Genomic DNA, 20148 nt, shown 5'->3' on the forward strand with positions numbered 1-20148 from the left:
TCAGGGGCTAGCCGCTTGACCAGTCGCCGCGTCCGCCTCGACCTCAAGGTCGAGTTCGGCTTCCGGGTCAGGCTCAGGCGGAGGTTCAGGCGCTGCGACGGGGTGCGGGTTTGAGATCACATAGGCCGCAACATCCCACGCCTCCTGCACCGTCAGCGCGGGCGACTGGTAGTCCGTGCCCACGGGCATGTTGGCGCGGATGAACGATGCCGCGTAGGCGATCTGCCCCATACCGGCGGCCGCGTTGAAGCTGCCCTCGCCCCACAGCGGCGGAACGTAATATCCGACCTCCGGGCTGACTTTCGGTTGCCCCTGACCGTTCTCGCCGTGACACGCCGTGCAATGCTGAGCAAAGACACCGATGCCGCGGCGCGAATCCGGCGGCTCGGTCGGCAGCTTTACCGGCATCAGCCCGCTACCCGGCAAGCGCACACCTTCGGGCGTATCCTTGCCGACGAATTCGATATAGGCGATGAGCGCCGCCATCTCGCGGCTGACGTCGGGCAATGGGCGCCCATTCAACCCAAGTTCGACGCAGGAATTGATGCGCTCCGGCAGGGTCAGCACTTTGTTGTTGACCAGCATCGGAAAGGTCGCTGCCGTGGAGACGAAGGGGGCGGCGAAGGGTTGCAGGCCCGCCTTGAGATGACAGCTCTTGCAGGCGAGATCGTTCCCCGCATAGGCCATGGCCGGACCCTGCGCACCGCTGCCGATGTAGCGGGGCGTGTCTACAACGAGAGCGTGTCCATAGCGGATGAGATCGTTCTGCGGGCCCGGACCGAGCGTGGAAACATCGACCTGGTAGTAGTTGGCGTCACTGTCCCAAAGAATGTATCCCACGCAAAATACGAGGAGCGTCGCAAGCGCGATGCAGGTATCGATGGCAAGCGTCCGCAACTGAAAGGCCTCCCAAAAACGGCATGGTCTTTAGACTATGCTACGTGGCGCTGCGCCATGCGGCATGAATCACTATATGAACCTTGAGCCCTCATGGTCTTGAAAGCATGACAGAAGCCGCATCCGGAAAAGCCCCTCTCGCCGTCGACCCCGTCTGCGGAATGACCGTCGACACGCATGTGGGGAAGCCCACACATGACTACCAGGGGCACACCTATCACTTCTGTTCATCCGGTTGTCAGGCGAAATTTTCCGCAAGTCCCGAGCGCTATCTGAACAAGCAGGACGAGCCGGAGCCCGCACCGCCTGGCACGCTCTATACCTGCCCGATGCATCCGGAGATTGTGCAGGAAGGCCCAGGCCCCTGCCCGATCTGCGGCATGGCTCTGGAGCCGATGGGAGCCCTGCCTGAGGACGTACCGAACGAGGAGCTGATCGACTTCACCCGGCGGCTCTGGGTGGCTCTCCCGCTATCGCTGATCATCTTCGCCGTCGACATGAGCGCGCATGTCTTCGGCATCCGGCTCTTGCCCTTCATATCGCCAAAGGCCGAGCAGTGGCTGATGCTGGCGCTGGCAACCCCCGCGGTCTTGTGGTGTGGCTGGCCATTCTTTGTGCGCGGCTTTGAATCGCTGCGCAGCGGCTGGCTGAACATGTTCACCCTAATCGCAATGGGTACGGGCGCCGCCTATCTCTACAGCCTCATCGCCACAATCGCCCCCGGCCTCTTCCCGGAGTCCATGAAAGACGCGCATGGCCTGGTGCCCGTCTATTTCGAGGCCGCCGCCGTCATCGTGGCGCTGGTGCTCGTGGGACAGGTGCTGGAGCTGCGCGCCCGCGAGAAGACGGGCGGCGCCATCCGGGCGTTGCTCGACCTTGCACCCAAGACAGCCTTGCGCGTGCTGAAAGGCGGCAAGACCGAGACCGTACCGCTGGCCGAGGTCAAGGTTGGCGACGTGCTGCGCGTGCGCCCCGGCGACAATATCCCCATTGACGGGACGGTGATCGAAGGCCGCAGCGCAGTCGATGAGTCCATGCTGACGGGCGAGCCCATACCGGTCGAGAAAGCCGACGGCGATGCGGTGACCGGCGGAACGCTCAACGGCTCGGGCTCTTTCGACATGCGCGTGGACCGCACGGGCGCGGAGACCACGCTGTCGCAAGTGGTCAGCATGGTCGCGGACGCGCAGCGCTCGCGCGCGCCGATTCAAGCCTTGGCCGATGTCGTCGCAGGGTACTTCGTGCCGACTGTGATCGCCATTGCCGTGATCGCCTTTATCGTCTGGGTCTTCTTTGGTCCAGCGCCGCAGCTCGCCCATGCTCTGGTCGCCGCCGTCAGCGTACTCATCATCGCCTGCCCGTGCGCCCTTGGACTTGCCACGCCGATTTCCATCATGGTGGCCACGGGCCGCGGTGCGCAAGCTGGCGTTCTCGTGCGCAATGCCGCCGCGCTCGAGCGGCTCGCCGCGGTCGACACACTCGTCACGGACAAGACGGGGACCGTGACCGAAGGAAAACCAACTTTGACCGGGGTGGATGCTGCACCGGGGTTCGATGAGAACGAAGTGCTGCGCCTCGCCGCGGCGCTCGAAGCAGGCAGCGAGCATCCGCTGGCCGAGGCAATTCTACGCGGCGCCGAAGCAAAGGGCTTGAAACTGAAGAAGACGCAAGATTTCGAATCCATCACGGGTCAAGGCGTCAAGGGCCGTGTGGACGGTCGGGAGGTCTTGCTGGGGAATGCGCGTCTGATGGAGGGCGCGGGGATCGACGTTCAAGCGCTGGCGCAAAAGGCGGACGCTCTACGACGAGGCGGCGAGACGGTGATGTTCTTGGGCGCGAGCGGCAAGTTGGCCGGCATCGTCGCCGTGGCCGATCCTATCAAGGCCACCGCCGCGGAGGCCATCGGTAAGCTGCACGAGCTCGGGCTTCGCATCGTTATGGCGACCGGCGACAATGAGACGACGGCAAAGGCCGTCGCGGCCAAGCTTGGCATCGACGAAGTGCACGCCGGTATGCGACCCGAAGAGAAGCTCTCTCTGATCGAGAACTTGCAGAAGAAGGGCGCTGTCGTCGCCATGGCCGGCGACGGCATCAACGATGCGCCAGCCTTGGCCAAGGCGGATGTCGGGATCGCCATGGGTACGGGCGCGGACGTCGCCATGGAGAGTGCGGGACTGACCTTGCTCAAAGGCGATCTGCGCGGCGTGGTCCGCGGCATCAAGCTCGCCCGCGCCACCATGCGCAACATCAAGCAGAACCTGTTCTTCGCCTTCTTCTATAACGCCATCGGCGTGCCGATCGCTGCGGGCGTGCTCTACCCCATCGCCGGGATCGTGCTCTCGCCCATCATCGCCGCCGCCGCCATGAGCCTGTCGTCGGTGTCAGTCGTCGGCAACGCCCTGCGCCTACGCCAGGTCAAACTCGACTAATCGCAAATTTGTGCTTCGGGCTTGGCATTCGGACCATCGCCCTCTAAGAGCGACGCAAAAAGGATCGCCCGCCTATGAACGATGCCAGCCGCCAAACGAAGCACCTGAAGGATTACGCGCCGCCGGACTATCTCATCGACGCCGTCACGCTCGATGTCCGCCTTGCACCAAAGGCCGCGCGCATTGTTTCCACGCTAAAAATGCGCCCCAACCCTGAGGCCGCGACGGACGGGCCGCCGCTGGTTCTCGATGGTGAGGCCCTGACCCTTGAGCGGATCGTGCTGGATGGCGAAGAGCTCGCGGCCGGCGACTACACGCTATCGGCCGGCAAGCTCACGATCCCGCACGTGCCGGCCGAACCCTTCACCCTCGAAATCACCACGCTATGCGACCCAGAGGCCAATACGGAACTCTCCGGTCTTTATCGCTCTCAAGGGACTTATTGCACTCAGTGCGAGCCCGAAGGCTTTCGCCGGATTACCTATTTCATCGACCGGCCCGACATTCTTGCCGTCTATACGGTGCGGATCGAAGCCGGCCCCGACACGCCGGTTCTCCTGTCCAATGGCAATCCCGTCAAAAAGGGGGGAGTTCCAGGGACCGATCGCCACTACGCCGTCTGGCACGACCCCTTCCCCAAGCCGTCCTATCTGTTCGCGCTGGTGGGCGGCGACCTTGCCTCGATTCACGACACGTTCAAGACCGCCTCCGGGCGTGAGGTGGCGCTCGCCATCTATGTCGAGCACGGCAAGGAAGACCGCTGCGCCTGGGCCATGGAGTCGTTGAAGCGGTCGATGCGTTGGGACGAGGAACGCTTCGGGCTCGAATACGATCTCGACGTGTTCAACATCGTCGCCGTCAGCGACTTCAACATGGGCGCGATGGAGAACAAGGGTCTCAATATCTTCAACGACAAGCTCGTGCTCGCGCGCCCCGACACCGCGAGCGACGCCGATTACGCCTCGATCGAAAGCGTCATCGCGCACGAGTATTTCCACAACTGGACGGGCGACCGCGTGACCTGCCGCGACTGGTTCCAGCTCTGCCTCAAGGAGGGCTTGACCGTATTCCGCGATCAAGAGTTCACCGAGGACGTCCGCATGGGGCCGGTGATGCGCATCATCACGGCGCGGCTCCTAAAGAGCCATCAGTTCCCGGAAGACGCCGGACCCCTGGCCCACCCTGTGCGCCCTGGCTCGTATATCGAGATCAACAACTTCTACACATCGACGGTCTACGAGAAGGGCGCCGAGGTTTGCCGCATGCTGCAAACGCTGCTTGGCCGCGACACCTTCCGCAAGGGCCTTGAGCTCTACTTCGAACGCCATGACGGCGAAGCGGCCACCGTCGAAGACTTTGTCGGCGCCATGGCCGACGCCTCCGGCCGCGACCTTAGCCAATTCATGCTGTGGTACACGCAAAGCGGCACGCCGGAGCTCGCCTGCTCGCTCGACTACGACGCACACGCCAAGACCGCACGGCTGAACGTGAGCCAAGTCGTGCCGCCGACGCCGGGTCAGACCAGCAAGGAGCCCATGCACATTCCGCTGAAGGTCGGCCTCATCGGCGCGAACGGCGATGAGCTGCCGCTGAAGCTGAATGGCGATACGCTTTCGGACGGCTTGCTCGAAGTCACCGAGCGGGAGCAGAGCTTCGAGTTCCACGATGTCCCGGCGCCGCCGACGCCTTCGCTCCTGCGCGATTTTTCCGCGCCCGTGCGCCTCACCACGAGCCTCGATGCGGACCAGATCGAGTTCCTGATGATCCATGACAGCGACCCCTTCAATCGCTGGCAGGCCGCACAGACCTACGCCATCAATCTCATGACCGCCGCGGCGCGTAACGGCCACGATACGGCACCGGTGACGGGCACGGAGGCAGGCCGCCTCGCTCAATCATTGGCAACCACGGTCCGCGACGAGACGTTGGCCCCCGCTTACCGCGCCGAAGGGCTGAAGCTTCCAGCTGAGTCCGACGTCGCCCGCGAACTTGCGCGCAATGTCGATACGGACGCCGTCCACGACGCACGTAATGCACTGCGCGCCACGATCGGCGAGACCATCGGCGACACGCTCGCCGAGATCTATGACACGACCGCACCCCGAGGATCCTTCTCGCCGGACCCGAAGAGCGCCGGCTCGCGTAGCTTGCGGAATGCCACGCTCGATTTGCTGGTGGCGACGCAACGGCCTGAAGAGATCGATCGCGCCATGCGCCACTACCGTGAGGCGTCGAACATGACGGACGCCATCATGGCGCTGTCGATCCTGTCTCACCTCGACGTTCCGGCGCGCGACGAGGCGCTCGATGATTTCTACGGCCGCTGGCAGGACGAGCCGCTCGTCCTCGACAAATGGTTCGCGGTGCAGGCGCGCGCCGCCCGGCCCGATTGCGTGGACACCGTGCGTGCACTCCTGAATCACCCGAAATTCTCGCTCAAGAACCCCAACCGCGTGCGGGCGCTGATCGGCTCCTTCGCGCAAGCCAACCCGTCCGGCTTCAACCGCGCCGATGGCGAAGGCTATCGATTGCTGGCCTCCCAGGCCCTGGAGATCGATCGCTTCAACCCCCATGTGGCGGCGCGGCTCTTAGGGGCTTTCGAGAGCTGGCGGACGCTGGAACCGGGCCGCCAGGCCCACGCCAAGGCCGCTTTGGAGAGCCTTTCCGACCAAAAACTCTCCATTGACAGCTTCGAGATCGTCTCCAAGACCCTCGAAGGCGCTTGAGAGTCGCACAGGCTGTCAACCTCTTATTAACCGGGTTTCCACAGATTTCCTCTAGACAGATGCGGTCGTTCTCGATTCCATGGACGGAAGCGATTCGGAGATGCGGCAACTTCTCCGAGACTGCGAAGGCAGGAGAAGCAAGGGGGACCGAATGGCGCGGGCGCGCTCTGCCCGAGGCGACGGAGTCTTTTCTATCGCGGGGCCACAATGGCAGGACCTGCGGGCTCTACTCGATCGCCACCTGCCCTCTGCCGAGGTCCTGCGGCAGCTCGTGCCCTTGCTCTTGGTGGGTTTCGGCCTCGTGGCCGCTTTCGGCTTCGCCTATCAGATCGGCAGCAGCAAGGACACAGCCCTCAAGTCGGCTGAGCGAGAGCTCGCCTTGACGGCCGACGTTTCGGCCCGGAACATCATGCCCGCGACATTGAGTTCGAGCGCCGATTGGCAGGGATCGCTGGCCGCGAGCCTGCCCAAAGGCGCCACGCGCAATGGGCGCACGGCGCTTCTCGCCGACGCGGAGGGCGATATCCAAGCCCGCGCCCCCATCGGCACCTCCTACCGGGGCAACCTTCTCACTGTTCTTGGACCACAGCAGCCTCTCACCATCATGGGCGCCAACGCGGGCGTTCTACGCCTCACTCTGCTGGACGGGACCGACGCGATTGTCACCGTCCGCAACGTGCCGCAGACCGACGCGCAGCTGGCGTTCATCCAGCCGGTGAGCGGCGCGCTCGCCGATTGGCGGGGCGACGCCGTTATCGAAATCAGTCTGCTTGTCTGCGCCGGCCTCGTCTTGCTCCTGATTGCCGGCGGGTTCCTCTATCTGGTGCCGTCGTCCGCGGCCGCCGAGGAGGATGACCAGCTCGCCGAAGAACTGACAGAAGCCCTGCCCGGTTGCGGTGTCTGGCGCTGGAACCTCGCCCGTGGACACGTGCACTGGTCCGCGCCCATGTATCGCTTGCTCGGAGTCGAACCGCTTCGCGATGCCATGCCGTTCGGCGAACTGTCCAAGGCCCTGCATCCGGACGATGATCTGCGCCGCGAGCTCGACCGGCACCTACGCGAGGGTATCGATCTTTTCGACCAATGCTTCCGCCTACGCCACGCTGACGGCCATTGGGTCGCGGTCCGCCTACGTGGTCACATCACGCGTCAGACTAATGCAGAGCCTTATCTCACGGGCATGGCCGTGCTCGCCGATCAAGATGCACTTCCCGGCGCCGCGGATTCCAATGCCCGGCTACGCGACGCAGTCGAGACCATCTCGGAAGCCTTTGTCCTGTGGGACAATCAGAACCAGCTGGTCATGTGCAACAGCAAGTACCAGCAGTTTCACGGCCTTGCCGACGACATGGTGCAGCCTGGCAGTCCCTATGACGACGTCATCGCTGCCGCGTCCGAACCTATCGTCTCCAAACGTATCGCCGTCGCCGGCAAGGACGCCGACGAGTCCCGGACCTATGAAGCACAACTCGAAGACGGCCGTTGGCTACATATCAATGAGCGGCGCACGCGGGATGGCGGCTATGTGAGCGTCGGCACCGACATCACCGTCTTGAAGGAAAGCCAGACGCGCCTTGCCGAGAGCGAGCAGCAGCTTCGCGCCAGCGTCGCCGAGCTCAGGCTGTCCCGCCGCGAGCTGGAGCATCAGAAGCAGCAACTCGTCGACTTGGCCGAGAAATATGCACTCGAAAAGAACCGGGCCGAGGCCGCGAACCGCGCCAAGTCCGAATTCCTGGCAAATATCAGCCACGAGTTACGCACGCCGCTTAACGCCGTCATCGGCTTCTCGGAGGTCATGCAGCAGGCGCTGTTCGGCCCGCTCGGTCATGCGAAATATCAGGAATACGCCCGCGACATTTACGAAAGCGGCAGCTACCTGCTTGAGGTCATCAACGACATTCTCGACATGTCAAAGATCGAGGCCGGGCGCATGACACTCGACGCCGGCGATGTGGACGTCGCCGACATCGTCGAGGATAGCATGAAGGTCGTGAGCCAGGCCGCCGCCGAACGCGAGATCGTGGTCGAGCGTCATGGCCCTGCCCATCTCAACATTCAGGCCGACCGCAGGGTGCTCAAGCAGGTGTTCCTCAATCTCCTGTCGAACGCGGTCAAATTCACCCGCGACAGTGGGCGCATCGACGTCAATCTTTCACGCGGCCGCGGTCAAGTGAAGATCGTCATAAAGGATACGGGCATCGGTATCGCCGAAGCCGACCTTGCCAAGCTCGGCAAACCGTTCGCACAGGTTGCGAACCAGTTCTCCAAGAGCCATCAGGGCAGCGGCCTCGGGCTGGCCATCTCCCGCGCGCTGGTCGAGCTGCATGGCGGCACACTCAAGATCAAGAGCCGCGAAGGCGAAGGCACGACAGTCACCTGCTGCCTGCCCTCGCGAGCCGCGAAGCCAGCGCCCGAAGAGCCGCTCGCCGCGAGCGCTTAAAGCCCACCACGCCGTCCTTACGCGATAATGCGATCGAACGCCGCGTGCACGGCCGCGAGCGTGTCCTTCAGCCTGACCTCCAGCGCATCGAAATCCGGCGTCTCGGTCGCGCGCGCCAGAAGCTCGCGCAGAGCGAGCGGTGCGTCGGCTGCCACGAAGGGCTTGTCCAGGCAAAGCCGCAAGACCTGTGTCAGCGTGAAATACAGACGCGCCGCCGGGATCAGGATCTCGGCGTCGTCCGGCGACAGGACGCCTGCGTCCGAAAGCTTGGTCAGGGCCGTCTCCGTGTTCTGATCGAGAACGTCTGGACGCTCCGCAGCGTTAATGAGCTGCAGGAACTGAGCGATGAACTCCAGATCGATCAGCCCGCCGCGCACCTGTTTGAGGCTCCAGATGTCGGCCGTTCCCTTTTCCTGCGCGATCTTGCCCCGCATGGTCTGGACCTCGGCGGCCACCGCGACACGGTCCCGCGGCCGGGTCAGGACTTGTCCGATGGTGTCGTCGATCGCCTTGCGTAAGGCGGCAGGGCCCGTGACCACGCGCGCGCGCGTCAACGCCAGGTGCTCCCAGGTCCACGCGGACTTCTCCTGATAGTCGATGAAGCCTGACAGCTTTGTGGCGACGGGCCCCTGACTTCCCGAAGGACGCAGCCGCATGTCAACTTCGTAGAGCGATCCCTCCGCTGTCGGGGCCGAAAGTGCTGCAATCAGACGCTGCGTATAGCGCGTGTAGTACTGCGTCCCCGGCAGACTTCTCGCGCCGTCAGACTGCTTGTCGCCATCGTCAAAGTCGTAAACGGTAATGAGATCGAGGTCGGATGCGGCCGACATCTCGTTCCCTCCAAGCTTGCCCATGGCAATAACCGCCGTCTCGCCGCCCGGCATGTGCCCGTGTTGGAGCACAAGCTCGTCTGCCACACGATCCGAAAGAACCTCGATCAGCGTTTCGGCCAGCGCCGCATAGGCGGCGCCCGCCTGCCGCGCCGAGATGGTGCCGGACATCACCCGAACGCCGATAAGGAATCCCTGCTCACGGCCGACAACGCGCGCAAGGTCTAGCGCGTCTTGATAATCGGCGGCTTGCCCGATGGCGCCGCTGACGATGTCCTTGAGTTCCGGCTCGGTGGGCACCGCGCCAAAGAAACCCGGATCGAGGACCACATCGAGGAGCCTCGGACGCCTCCCGATGATCCTGGCGAGACGCGGCGCCGTGCCCATGATGTCCGCGACGAGACGTAGGAGACTCGGATTGGCCGCGAACAGCGAGAACAGTTGAAGCCCCGCCGGCAAACGCGCAATGACCTTATCGAAGGTGGCGAGCGCGAGGTCCGGCTCGGCGGTGCGGCTGAACGCTTCGAGCAGATGCGGGAGAAACTTGGTCAGCCTTTCGCGGGACTTGGCGCTGCGCGTTGCAGCATAGCGCCCGGATTGCCAAGCCTGGATGGCAGACACCGCCGCAGCCGGGTTGGTAAAGCCGAGCTCTTCGAGGCTCGCAAGCGCACCTGGATCAGTGTCGTCGGCAACGACGATTCCCGGCGCCGACGTCGCGGGCTCGGGGATCTTCTCGAACAGCGCGCCGTAATGCGCCTCGACCAGTTTGAACTGGGTCAAAAGCGCATCGCCAAAGTCTTCTGTGACATCGAACCCAGACAGCCGTGCAACGCGATCGAGTTCTGCCGGATCGCTTGGAATGATGTGCGTCTGCTGATCGCCAACCATCTGCAGCCGGTTCTCGATACGGCGAAATAACAGATAGGCCGCCGTCAGGTCTTCAGCCGCTTGTTTCTCGATCCACTGCCCCTCTGCGAGGCCCGCCAAGGTTTCAAGCGTGCCGCGCGTACGAAGCTCGGGGTGACGGCCGCCGGCGATCAACTGCTGGGTCTGGGCAAAGAACTCGATATCGCGAATCCCGCCGCGGCCAAGTTTAATGTCGTGACCGGCAACGGCGATGGCACCATGGCCTTTGTGGGCATGCACGCGCCGCTTCATAGCGTGGATGTCGGAGACAGCCGCGAAATCCAAATATTTGCGCCAGATGAAGGGCGAAAGCTGGTCGAGGAAGTCTTCGCCGAGCACAGCATCGCCTGCCATGATGCGTGCCTTGATCAGCGCCGCCCGCTCCCAGTTCTGGCCGAAGCTCTCGTAATAGGTGAGCCCCGCCTCCGTCGAGAGCGCAATCTGCGTGGCGCCCGGATCGGGCCTCAGCCGCAAGTCAGTGCGGTAGGCATAGCCGTCCGCCGTACCCTCTTGGACGAGCCGCACAAGTTCGCGCGTCAGCTTAACGAAGAACCGTGACGGCTCGGCGCCGTCGGTGAGCCCGGCGCGTTCAGCATCGTAAAACACCATAAAGTCGATGTCGCTCGAATAGTTGAGCTCCATCGCGCCGAGCTTGCCCATGGCGATGATGAAATACCCGCGCGGGTCCGGCGAGGAGATTTCACCCGCCTCATGGGCTTTGCGGAACAGATATGCGACGGCGGCATGCACGGTCACGTCCGCGGCCTCGCTGAGCGCCTTCAACGTCGTCTCTGTCGACCACACGCCCCCGAGATCGGCGAGCGCCGTCAGCAGCGCGCTGCGCTGCTTGTACCGGCGCAGCAGTGCCATAACCTCCTTGGCGCCGGGCGCGCTTGCCACGTCGACAGAAAGCGCGGCGCCCGCCTCACTCAGATGCGTGTCGCAATCGCGCGTGAGGCAGTCGGCCAGGAGTTCCGGCGCGCGCGTGGAAAGGGCCGCGAGATAAGGCGCCGCGGAGAAGACAGCCTCCAGCAAGGCCTTGAGCTTTGGCGATGCAGCAATGTCGGCCGCGGCCTCGAGCCCCGGCGTCTCGCGCAAAGATGTAAGAACGCCGTCCAACACATCGGTGCCGCGGGCCGCGTCATAAATTTCAGGGCATTCGGTAATGCGGTCGGCAAACGCCGTCACGTGGGCCTCGGCTCAGCTCCCGTGGACGGCTCAGTGACCGCCCCGTTGACGAGCGCGTCTCCCTCCAGGGGCAGAACGAGGACGACGCGGAGGCCGGGATCGTTGTCCTCAAGCCTCAGGACGCCACCATGCAACCTTGCCACCGCCGCGACAAGGCTCAAGCCAAGTCCGCTCCCAGGTTCCGACCGGCTTTCCTCGAGCCGCACAAACCGTCCGAGGACACGCTCGCGTTCGGCCGCCGGCACGCCAGGCCCGCGATCGCTCACGGTAATCTCCACTGTGTCACCGTCCATTTGTGCCTGCACGCCCACCTCCGGCGCGTAGCCATTGCCCCCTTGCGCGGAGGGCGCGCCATATTTGAGCGCATTGTCGATAAGGTTCGCGATGGCCTGTCCAAGCAGCTGCCGGTCACCGCGAATGACGATCGGCGCCTCGACCTCCGCCTCGAGGGCGATGCCCCGTTCCTCCGCCACCGGCTCGTAAAGCTCCGCGACGTCGCTCACCAGCACTGCAAGATCGAGCTTGTCGCGATTGTCGCCGGCGGCGCCCGCCTCAAGCCGGGCAATGGAGAGCAGCGCGTTGAATGTCTTGATGAGATCGTCGGCCTCTTCGATGGTGCGCTCCAACGCCTCCCTGTAGGTCGCCTCCTCATAAGGCTCGCGCAACGCCTCCTCGACACGGTTGCGCAACCGGTTCAGCGGCGTCTTCAGGTCGTGCGCGATATTGTCGGAGACTTCGCGCAACCCCGCCATCAATTGCTCGATTCGTCCCAGCATGAGGTTGAGGTTCTGCGCCAGCCGATCGAGCTCATCGCCTGAGCCGCTGATCGGTAGCCGCCCCGACAAGTCGCCTTCCATGATCGTGCGCGTGGTCGCCGAGAGGTTGTCGATTCGCGTCAGCAACCTCCGACTCACCCAATAGCCGCCGCCGATACCGACCAGCGCCATGACGCCGAGCCCCCACAACATCGTCGTGCGGATGAGACGCGCAAGCTCGCGCCGATCCTCGATGTCGCGACCGACGATCAGCCTGTGCTTGCCAGGCAAACGAAAGACGTTGGCAAAGGCAAGCCGCCGTTCCACGCCACCGGGCGCCGGGCGCGTGTAGAAGAACTCCACAGGACCCAAACTGTCCCAGAGCTGCGGCGACACTGCGCTCAAGTTTCCGGCAAGCTGCTTCCCGTCCCCATCGGCGACGAGATAAAGGCTGTTGCCCGGCGTACGGCTGCGCTCGGCAACGATCCGCACTAGCTGATCGAGCCCGCCGGCGCGATACTGCTCGGCAAGCCCCGTCAACTCCGCATCGATGGTCTGATTGAGCTGCCGCGTCAGCAGCACCGTCGTGTTCCAATACAGATACACGATCGCCACCACGGCGGCGGCGCTGAACAGCGCAAGATACGTCAGCGAGAGCCGGAAGGTCGTCGTGCGGAAGAGCTTAGTGAGCGCCGTCACGGATGGTGTATCCAGCGCCGCGGACGGTGTGCAGGAGGGGCTCGCCGAAGCTCTTGTCGATCTTCGACCGGAGCCGCGAGATGTGGACGTCGATGACATTGGTCTGCGGATCGAAGTGGTAGTCCCACACATTCTCCAGCAGCATTGTGCGCGTCACCACCTGCCCTGCGTGCTTCATCAAGTACTCCAGCAGACGGAATTCGCGCGGCTGCAAAGTAATGGCCTCGCCGGCCCGCGTTACCTTGTGGGACAGCCGGTCGAGCACGAGATCGCCGACCGCGAGGCGCGTTGAGCTTTCCTCCGGAGAGGTCCGGCGGGCCAGCACCTCGATACGCGCCAGGAGCTCGCTAAAGGCATAAGGCTTGGTAAGATAATCGTCGCCGCCTGCGCGCAGGCCCTTGACCCGATCATCGACTTCGCCGAGCGCGGAGAGGATCAAAACTGGCGTGCTGACTTCCTCGGCCCGCAGCGTCTTGATCACACCAAGGCCATCGCATTTGGGAAGCATGCGGTCGACGATCAGAACGTCGTAGGCGTTGGTTCTGGCAAGATCGAGCCCGGCTTGACCGTCCGCCGCGTGTTCGGCGACATGGCCAGACTCCTTAAGCGCCCGCTTGAGGAAGGCTGCGGTCTCCTGATCGTCCTCGATCACTAGAACGCGCATGTCTTGAGGCCTCCCTGGGCAACGACGTTACGTTGAGAAGAAATGGTGGGCGGCGCAGTCGGGGGGAAACCGCGCCGCCCTCCGGCGAAAGAAGGCTGGTTTTAAGCCTTCTTCAGCGAAAGCGCCACGAAGCGCGTCTGATCGCCGGTCTTCACTTGCATGAGCACCTTGACGGTGTCCTTGTCGCCCTTAGCAGCTTCCATGGCCTTCTTGATGCCCTCGGCCACGTCGTCGGGGTCAGAGACATCCACGCCCGCCACCTGAAGGATGATCTGACCAGCCTCCAAGCCTTTGTCGGCGGCATCGCTATCGGGATCGACCTCGGTGATGACGACGCCCTTCTTACCAGCGCCGGGGATCTTCACCGCAGGCGCCAGCGATAGGCCAAGGTCCTTCATCTGCTCGCTCAGGTCTTCGGGCTCATCCTTCTTGAGCGCCGCCAGCTTCTTGTTGCTCGGGAACGAGCCAAGCTGCATGTCGACCTCGCGCTTGTCGCCGTAGCGGACGATGGACAGATTGACCTTGGTGTCGGGATCGAGCTCAGCAATCTTGCGCGCAAGATCGCGAGAGTCCTTTACCTCGTTGCCGTTCACTTCGACGATGACGTCACCAGCCTTGATGTCCTCTTTGGAAGCCGGACCGTCCTCAGTGACCTTGGTGATCATGGCGCCCTTGGGGTCCGCGAGGCCGATGGAGTCAGCGATATCGTCGTTGACGTTCTGGATAACGACACCGAGCCAACCGCGGTCGACGCTACCGTCGTCCTTGAGCTCGCCGATCACTTCCTTGACGAGCGCTGCCGGAACGGCAAACGCGATACCGACATTGCCGCCCGACGGGGAGAAGATGGCGGTGTTCACACCAACCACCTTGCCGTCAAGACCGAAGCTCGGCCCACCGGAGTTGCCGCGGTTCACCGCAGCATCGATCTGGAGATAGTCGTATGGACCGGAGCCGATGTCGCGGTTGTGTGCCGAGATAATGCCAGCTGTAACCGTACCGCCCAGGCCGAACGGATTGCCGACGGCAAGTACCCAATCGCCAACGCGCGGGGTGTTGTCGGACATCTCGACGAACGGAAACTTATTGCTCGTCTTGTCAGTCACCTTGAGCAGCGCCAAGTCAGTGCGCGGGTCGGTGCCGATAAGCTTGGCGTCGAACTTCTTGCCATCCTCCATCGTCACGGTGATGTCGTTGGCGTCCTCGACCACGTGGTTGTTCGTAACCACAAAGCCGTCTTCGGTGATGAAGAAACCGGACCCTTGCGCCAAGCTTGGCGTGTGCTTCTGCGAAGGCGGCATGCCCTTACGGAACTGCTTGAAGAAGTCGTAGAGCGGATTGTCCTCCGGGATGTTCGGCATGCCCGGGATAGGCGACCCGTTATTGTCGGCAACCTTGACGTCGCCCTTGACGTTGATGCTGACCACGGCGGGGCTCACCTTAGCGACGAGGTCGGCGAAGGACAGCGGCGCGCGCCCGAAAGGCGTCTCGATGGTCTGCGTGTTCTGTGCGGTCTCCGCCACGGCGAAGGGCACGCTCGGATTGAGCGACAACCCGAGCACGCCGGCGCCGATCAGCGCGGCGGCAGCGAGGAGCGCGGGCTTGCGGGGTAGCTTCCGCAACTGCGGGCTCTCGGTCGCGGCAGGGCTCTGGTCAGTTTTCATTTTCACCTTCTCCTGAGATGGAAGAATCCCGTTGATCGTGTCCGACCCCCGATCAGACAAGGGCCGACGTCTAGGTTGGAAATATAGGGAGTCCGCAATTACGCTGCGGTTTCGGCGGCATTAAATTTCGGTAAGGTTCAAAGGCCGGAAAAGCTTTGATTTCGAAGAGCTTAGGGCGCTGCGGCCGGCTCGCGTCAGTCCTCGTTGACAAGCCGCTTCAGGCGGCGTTTTTCATTTGCTGTCAATGGCTTAGGTGATTTTGCGAGCGCCTTGCGCCGCCGGTAGCTGAACAGAATGACGCCGAGCGCCACCAACAACACAAGCGGGGTGGCGAACCACAAAGCCCAAGTCTGGGGCAACAGACGCGGCTTCAGCAGTACGAACTCCCCATAGCGGGACACCACGAAATCGATGATCTCCTCGTCCGAGTCGCCGGCCTTCAAGCGTTCGCGCACCAGGACGCGCAAATCCTTGGCGAGCGGCGCATCCGAATCGTCGATCGACTGGTTCTGACAAACGAGGCACCGCAACCCCGCCGAAAGCGCCCGGGCTCTACCTTCGAGCGCAGGATCGTCGAGCACCTCGTCGGGTTGGACCGCGCCGGCCGGTACGGTCAAGCAAAGCCCAACGACGAGCGACAGAAGAAACGCCAAGAGCGGCCCGCGTGTCGTCATGTCATCGCTCCGCAGGCACTGCGGCAGACTTCGCGCGCTTGCCCGCCTTTTTGGGCGCACCGACCCGCAAGCGCCGGTCGGACAGCGAGAGGGCGCCGCCGAAAAACATGATGAGCGGGCCGATCCAGATAAAGCGCACGAGCGGATTGAAATAGACCCTGACACTGTAGGCGCCGTCTTTGAGCGGATCGCCAAGCACCACATAGAGGTCGCCCCGCCAACCGTTGTAAATGCCCGCCTCGCTGGTCGCGCTCTTCTCCACCGTGAAGGCGCGCTTCGACGGCGCGAGCTTGGTGACCGGGCTTCCGCCGCGGCTCACGGCAAACACCCCGATCCTCTCTTGATAGTTCGGACCTTGGTGCGGGGCCACGCCTTCGAATTTGAGCTGATAGCCGGCGATGTCCACCGTGCCGCCGGGCTGTAACGCCTCGATGCGCTCACTGCGCCACGCAGTCGTCGCCACGAGACCAAGCACCATCACCCCGAGCCCCGCATGCGCCAGCGCCGAACCGTAGGCTGCGCGCGGCAAGTTCCAAGCACGACGCCAACTCTCCGCGCCAGAGGCCTTGAACAGCTTCGTCCGGAACGCGATGTCGGTCGCGGCGCCCATCAAAAGCCAAACGCCAAGACCGATGCCGAGCGGCGCCAGCCACGGGCCCTTCTGGTAGAACGCAAGCGTAAGAATAATGGCCGCAAGAGACACGATCGCCGCCACCAAGAGCCGCTGCGCGGCGGCCAAGAGATCGCCCCGCTTCCAGGCCAGCAATGGACCGAACGGTACGGCGATCAGCAGCGGCACGATCAGCGGCACGAAGGTCAGGTTAAAGAACGGCGCGCCGACGGAGATCTTCTCGCCCGTTAGCGCTTCGAGCGCCAACGGGTAGAGCGTTCCGACCAGCACGGCGGCGCACGCCACCGTCAGCAGCAGGTTGTTGAGGACGAGGCTCCCCTCGCGGCTGATCGGCGCGAAAATCCCGCCTTGCGACAGCAGCGGCGCTCGCCAGGCGAACAGCGCGAAGGCACCGCCAATGAATACCGCCATGATGCCGAGGATGAACACGCCGCGCGCGGGATCGACGGCAAATGCATGCACCGAGGTGAGCACGCCCGACCGCACCAAGAAGGTGCCCATGAGGCTCAAGGAGAACGTGATGATGGCAAGGAGGATGGTCCACACTTTCAGCGCGTCGCGCTTCTCCATCACCAATGCCGAATGAAGCAGCGCCGTGCCGGCGAGCCACGGCATGAAGGACGCATTCTCCACCGGGTCCCAGAACCAGAAGCCGCCCCAGCCGAGTTCGTAATAGGCCCACCACGAGCCAAGAGCGATGCCGAGCGTCAGGCACATCCAGGCGGCGAGCGTCCAGGGCCGCACCCAGCGCGCCCAGGCCGCATCGATGCGCCCGTCGATCAGCGCGGCGACCGCGAAGGAAAAGGCCATAGAGAATCCGACATAGCCCGCATAGAGAAACGGCGGATGGATCGCGAGCGCGGGATCCTGCAGTACGGGGTTGAGCCCCTGCCCGTCGAACGGCGCCGGATTGACGCGCACGAACGGGTTGGACGTGATCACGATAAACAGGAGGAAGGCGACAGCGATCGAACCCTGCACTGCAAGCACATTGGCTTGAAGCTGGCGCGGTAAATTTGTGCCAAAGGTCGCCACCGCCGCGCCGAACAAAGCGAGGATCAGCACCCAAAGGACCATGGAACCTTCGTGGTTCCCCCACACTCCCGAGATCTTGTAGAGCAGCGGCTTCGCCGAGTGCGAATTCTGCCAGACGTTGAGGACGGAAAAGTCCGACGTCACGTATGCGATCGTCAGCGCCATGAAGGCAATTACGATGAGAATGAACTGAAGTTGTGAGGCCGGGATCGCTACGGCGGTGAGTTGGGGGTCGCGAAAGCGGGTCCCGATCACAGGCAACACCGCCTGCACGATGGCAACGCCAAGTGCCAGGATCAGTGCGTAATGTCCCGTTTCGGCGATCATCAGTTCACTGCCCCGCCCGATTTGCTGCCGCCGTCCGTTTTGGAATCGTCGCGCCAAACACCCTGCTCTTTCAGCTTCGCGGCGACCTCGGGCGGCATGTAGTTCTCGTCGTGCTTTGCCAGCACACTATCGGCATGGAAAACGCCGTCCGGCTGCAGCGTGCCCTCGGTCACAACGCCTTGCCCTTCGCGAAACAGATCCGGCAGCACGCCCGTATAGGTGACGGGCAAGGTCTTTGCGCCGTCGGTGATGGCGAAGCGAACCGTCGTGCCTGCATCCCGCACCACGCTGCCGGTTTCCACGAGACCGCCCAGCCGGAAGCGCTGTCCGGGTGTGACCTCCATCTTGGCCACATCGCTCGGGCTGTAGAAGAACACGATGGAGTCGCGCATGGCGTAGAGCACGAGCCCGACGGCGATGCCAAGCACCACCAGGCACGTGCCGATCAATACGCCTCTGCGCTGTTTCCTCGTCATGACGTTAACCCAAGCTGCTCCGCGAGCGCATCCAGCTGCTCAATGGCCTTCGCGTCGCCGGCAAACTGGCTTTTCGCGCGCGCCAAGGCCTTCTTCGCCTCGTCCTTCTGATCGAGCACCGTATAAGCACGGACTAGGCGCAGCCAACCGGCCAGATCGTCGCCGTTTTGCTCAAGGCGGGTTGCAAGCCGTTGCACCATTCCCTCGACCATGGACTGTCGGTCGGCTTGGCTCATGCTTTGCGCGGCGGCGATGTCGGCCGCGCTCGGGCCCGGGGCAGGCGTCGGCACTTCAACCGCTGGCGTTTCGCCGGACCGCAAAGTCTGCGCATTGGCGATGCGCGTCCGCACCATGGACCGCCAGCGCTCGTCCGCGCCGTCTCTGTTCAACAGCCCACGCCAATCCTCGATCGCTGCGGCGTAGTCACCGTCCTGCTCCTTTGCGATCGTCAAGAGGATTCGCGGTTCCACCAGCGTCGCGTCAAGGCCGAGTGCCCGCTCCAACGCGCCCCGCGCCTCTTCGGTGACGAGTCCGCCTTGCTCCAAGACACGCGCCTGACCATAGCCGGACAGCCGCTTTGCCGACGGCCCGAGCAGCCGGATGGCGTTCTCGTAGGCATCGGCGGCGTCGCCGTAACGCCGCACGTTCATATAGACCGGCGCGATCACGTCCCAGCCTTCGCCTTCCTCGGGGTGGGCGCGCAACCGCGCCTCGACCCGCGCCACGAGCGCGCCGACACTCTTCTCCGAGGCTGGATCCTTGAGGCGTGCCGCGAGCGGTTGGTCGGGAAGACGGGGAGAGCCGAAAGAGAGGTAAAGGCCGAGCACTGCAAGGGGAAGCGCCAGCGCGACGGCGATCAGCGCCACGCGCGGCCATGTCCCGGTCGTGGCCGGTCCCCCCTTTCCCTTCGCGTCCGCATCCGCCGCAAGCAGCCGCCGCGCCACTTCCAGACGCGCCGCCTCCGCCTCCGCCTCGCCGATCAGACCGCGCGCGAGATCGCCTTCGATCTCCTCAAGCTGATCGCGATAGACGGTGGCGTTGTAGGAGTCGCGCGCAGGCGTGCTTTCGTCCCCACCGGCGAGCGGACGCAGCAGAAAGATCAGCACGATCGCCGTAAGGCCGGCGAGAATGACCCAAAGCAGCACGGGAAGGCCCTAATCTTCGGAACTCAAAAGAAGGCTAGGCATAGGGAATGGCGCTGACAGGAGCAAGCGCCAGCCATCGTCGCGCAGATGAATTCGCCGTAAGGATGGAAAAACGCCGTTAGCCGACGGTGCGCCAAGTGCCGTCGGGCTGACGGCAGGCCGTGCCGCGAGCCGTCTCGGGCGAGCCGCTGATATAGATCGTGTGCGTGAACGGCCGGCAATAGGTGCCATTTTGTTGGTAGGGCTTGCCGGGCACGATCTGGCCCCGGTGCTGGTTGGCTGGATTGTCCCACGGCGTGGGCTGGCCCACCTGGCCGTATTCCAGCGCCCGGTACTCCGCGGCTGCGGCGAGTTGCCGGTCACGCTCGTCCAGATCGGCGCCGATCAGATTGCCGAGAATGCCGCCTGCCATGGCGCCGATGGCGACCCCGGGAATCCGGTTGTCGCTACCGCCGATCGCAGCGCCGGCGGCGCCGCCGGCGACCGCACCGATAATGGTGCCTGTGCCTTGCTTGTTGCCCGGACCGCAGGCCGCCAGGAATAGCGGCACGAGAGCAATCGCGATTGTCGGCCTCAGTTTCATAGGATTTCCCTTCAGCCCAAAGCGAACCAATCGATCTTCGGCAAAAGACTGAATACTCGTATTTTAGACTGAGAGATGA

Annotated in this window: 12 protein-coding genes and 1 pseudogene; 3 read left to right on the top strand and 10 right to left on the bottom strand. The window is 63.6% G+C overall.

Annotated elements, in window-relative coordinates; all coding sequences use genetic code 11:
* A complete protein-coding gene (locus tag ABY454_RS03160) occupies nt 1-897 on the bottom strand; it encodes a c-type cytochrome (protein WP_372928723.1) in 897 nt (298 codons plus the stop codon).
* 140 nt (nt 898-1037) lie between these two features.
* Between ABY454_RS03160 and ABY454_RS03165 the strand changes: the two are divergent.
* From ABY454_RS03165 to ABY454_RS03175, 3 genes and pseudogenes are all read left to right on the top strand, one after another.
* Nucleotides 1038-3326, top strand: a pseudogene (locus ABY454_RS03165) (heavy metal translocating P-type ATPase); the annotation flags it as partial.
* Between the two features lie 74 nt (nt 3327-3400).
* The gene (gene pepN / locus ABY454_RS03170) at nt 3401-6052 is read left to right on the top strand and encodes an aminopeptidase N (RefSeq protein ID WP_372928724.1); all 2652 of its coding nucleotides are present in this window, start codon (nt 3401-3403) and stop codon (nt 6050-6052) included.
* 271 nt (nt 6053-6323) lie between these two features.
* Complete coding sequence (locus ABY454_RS03175; protein ID WP_372928725.1) at nt 6324-8492, top strand: PAS domain-containing sensor histidine kinase; 2169 nt, start codon at nt 6324-6326, stop codon at nt 8490-8492.
* Between the two features lie 17 nt (nt 8493-8509).
* Here ABY454_RS03175 and ABY454_RS03180 read toward each other — a convergent pair whose 3' ends face one another.
* The 9 genes from ABY454_RS03180 to ABY454_RS03220 form a co-directional block, all read right to left on the bottom strand.
* Entirely contained in the window at nt 8510-11416 is a 2907-nt protein-coding gene (locus ABY454_RS03180; RefSeq protein ID WP_372928726.1) for a bifunctional [glutamine synthetase] adenylyltransferase/[glutamine synthetase]-adenylyl-L-tyrosine phosphorylase, read from the bottom strand.
* A complete protein-coding gene (locus ABY454_RS03185; RefSeq protein WP_372928727.1) occupies nt 11413-12870 on the bottom strand; it encodes a sensor histidine kinase in 1458 nt (485 codons plus the stop codon). Before ABY454_RS03185 ends, ABY454_RS03180 begins: the two co-directional genes overlap by 4 nt.
* The gene (locus ABY454_RS03190; RefSeq protein ID WP_372928728.1) at nt 12854-13534 is read right to left on the bottom strand and encodes a response regulator transcription factor; all 681 of its coding nucleotides are present in this window, start codon (nt 13532-13534) and stop codon (nt 12854-12856) included. Before ABY454_RS03190 ends, ABY454_RS03185 begins: the two co-directional genes overlap by 17 nt.
* A 101-nt stretch (nt 13535-13635) precedes the next feature.
* Nucleotides 13636-15198: a Do family serine endopeptidase gene (locus tag ABY454_RS03195; protein ID WP_372928729.1), complete on the bottom strand. Its 1563-nt coding sequence runs from the start codon at nt 15196-15198 to the stop codon at nt 13636-13638.
* A gap of 194 nt (nt 15199-15392) precedes the next feature.
* Nucleotides 15393-15872, bottom strand: a complete 480-nt coding sequence (locus ABY454_RS03200; protein ID WP_372928730.1) for a cytochrome c-type biogenesis protein — start codon at nt 15870-15872, stop codon at nt 15393-15395.
* A gap of 1 nt (nt 15873) precedes the next feature.
* Entirely contained in the window at nt 15874-17865 is a 1992-nt protein-coding gene (locus ABY454_RS03205) for a heme lyase CcmF/NrfE family subunit (protein ID WP_372928731.1), read from the bottom strand.
* Nucleotides 17865-18341 carry a cytochrome c maturation protein CcmE gene (gene ccmE / locus ABY454_RS03210; RefSeq protein WP_372928732.1) on the bottom strand — a complete coding sequence of 159 codons (477 nt, stop codon included), beginning with the start codon at nt 18339-18341 and terminating at the stop codon, nt 17865-17867. The genes ABY454_RS03205 and ccmE overlap by 1 nt, the downstream gene beginning before the upstream one ends.
* Nucleotides 18338-19486, bottom strand: coding sequence for a c-type cytochrome biogenesis protein CcmI (gene ccmI / locus ABY454_RS03215; protein ID WP_372928733.1), 1149 nt, complete (start codon nt 19484-19486; stop codon nt 18338-18340). The genes ccmE and ccmI overlap by 4 nt, the downstream gene beginning before the upstream one ends.
* A gap of 118 nt (nt 19487-19604) precedes the next feature.
* Nucleotides 19605-20069: an RT0821/Lpp0805 family surface protein gene (locus ABY454_RS03220; protein ID WP_372928734.1), complete on the bottom strand. Its 465-nt coding sequence runs from the start codon at nt 20067-20069 to the stop codon at nt 19605-19607.
* Nucleotides 20070-20148 lie beyond the last annotated feature (79 nt).

The sequence above is a fragment of the Methyloceanibacter sp. genome (assembly GCF_041573655.1).
Classification (GTDB): Bacteria; Pseudomonadota; Alphaproteobacteria; order Rhizobiales; family Methyloligellaceae; genus Methyloceanibacter.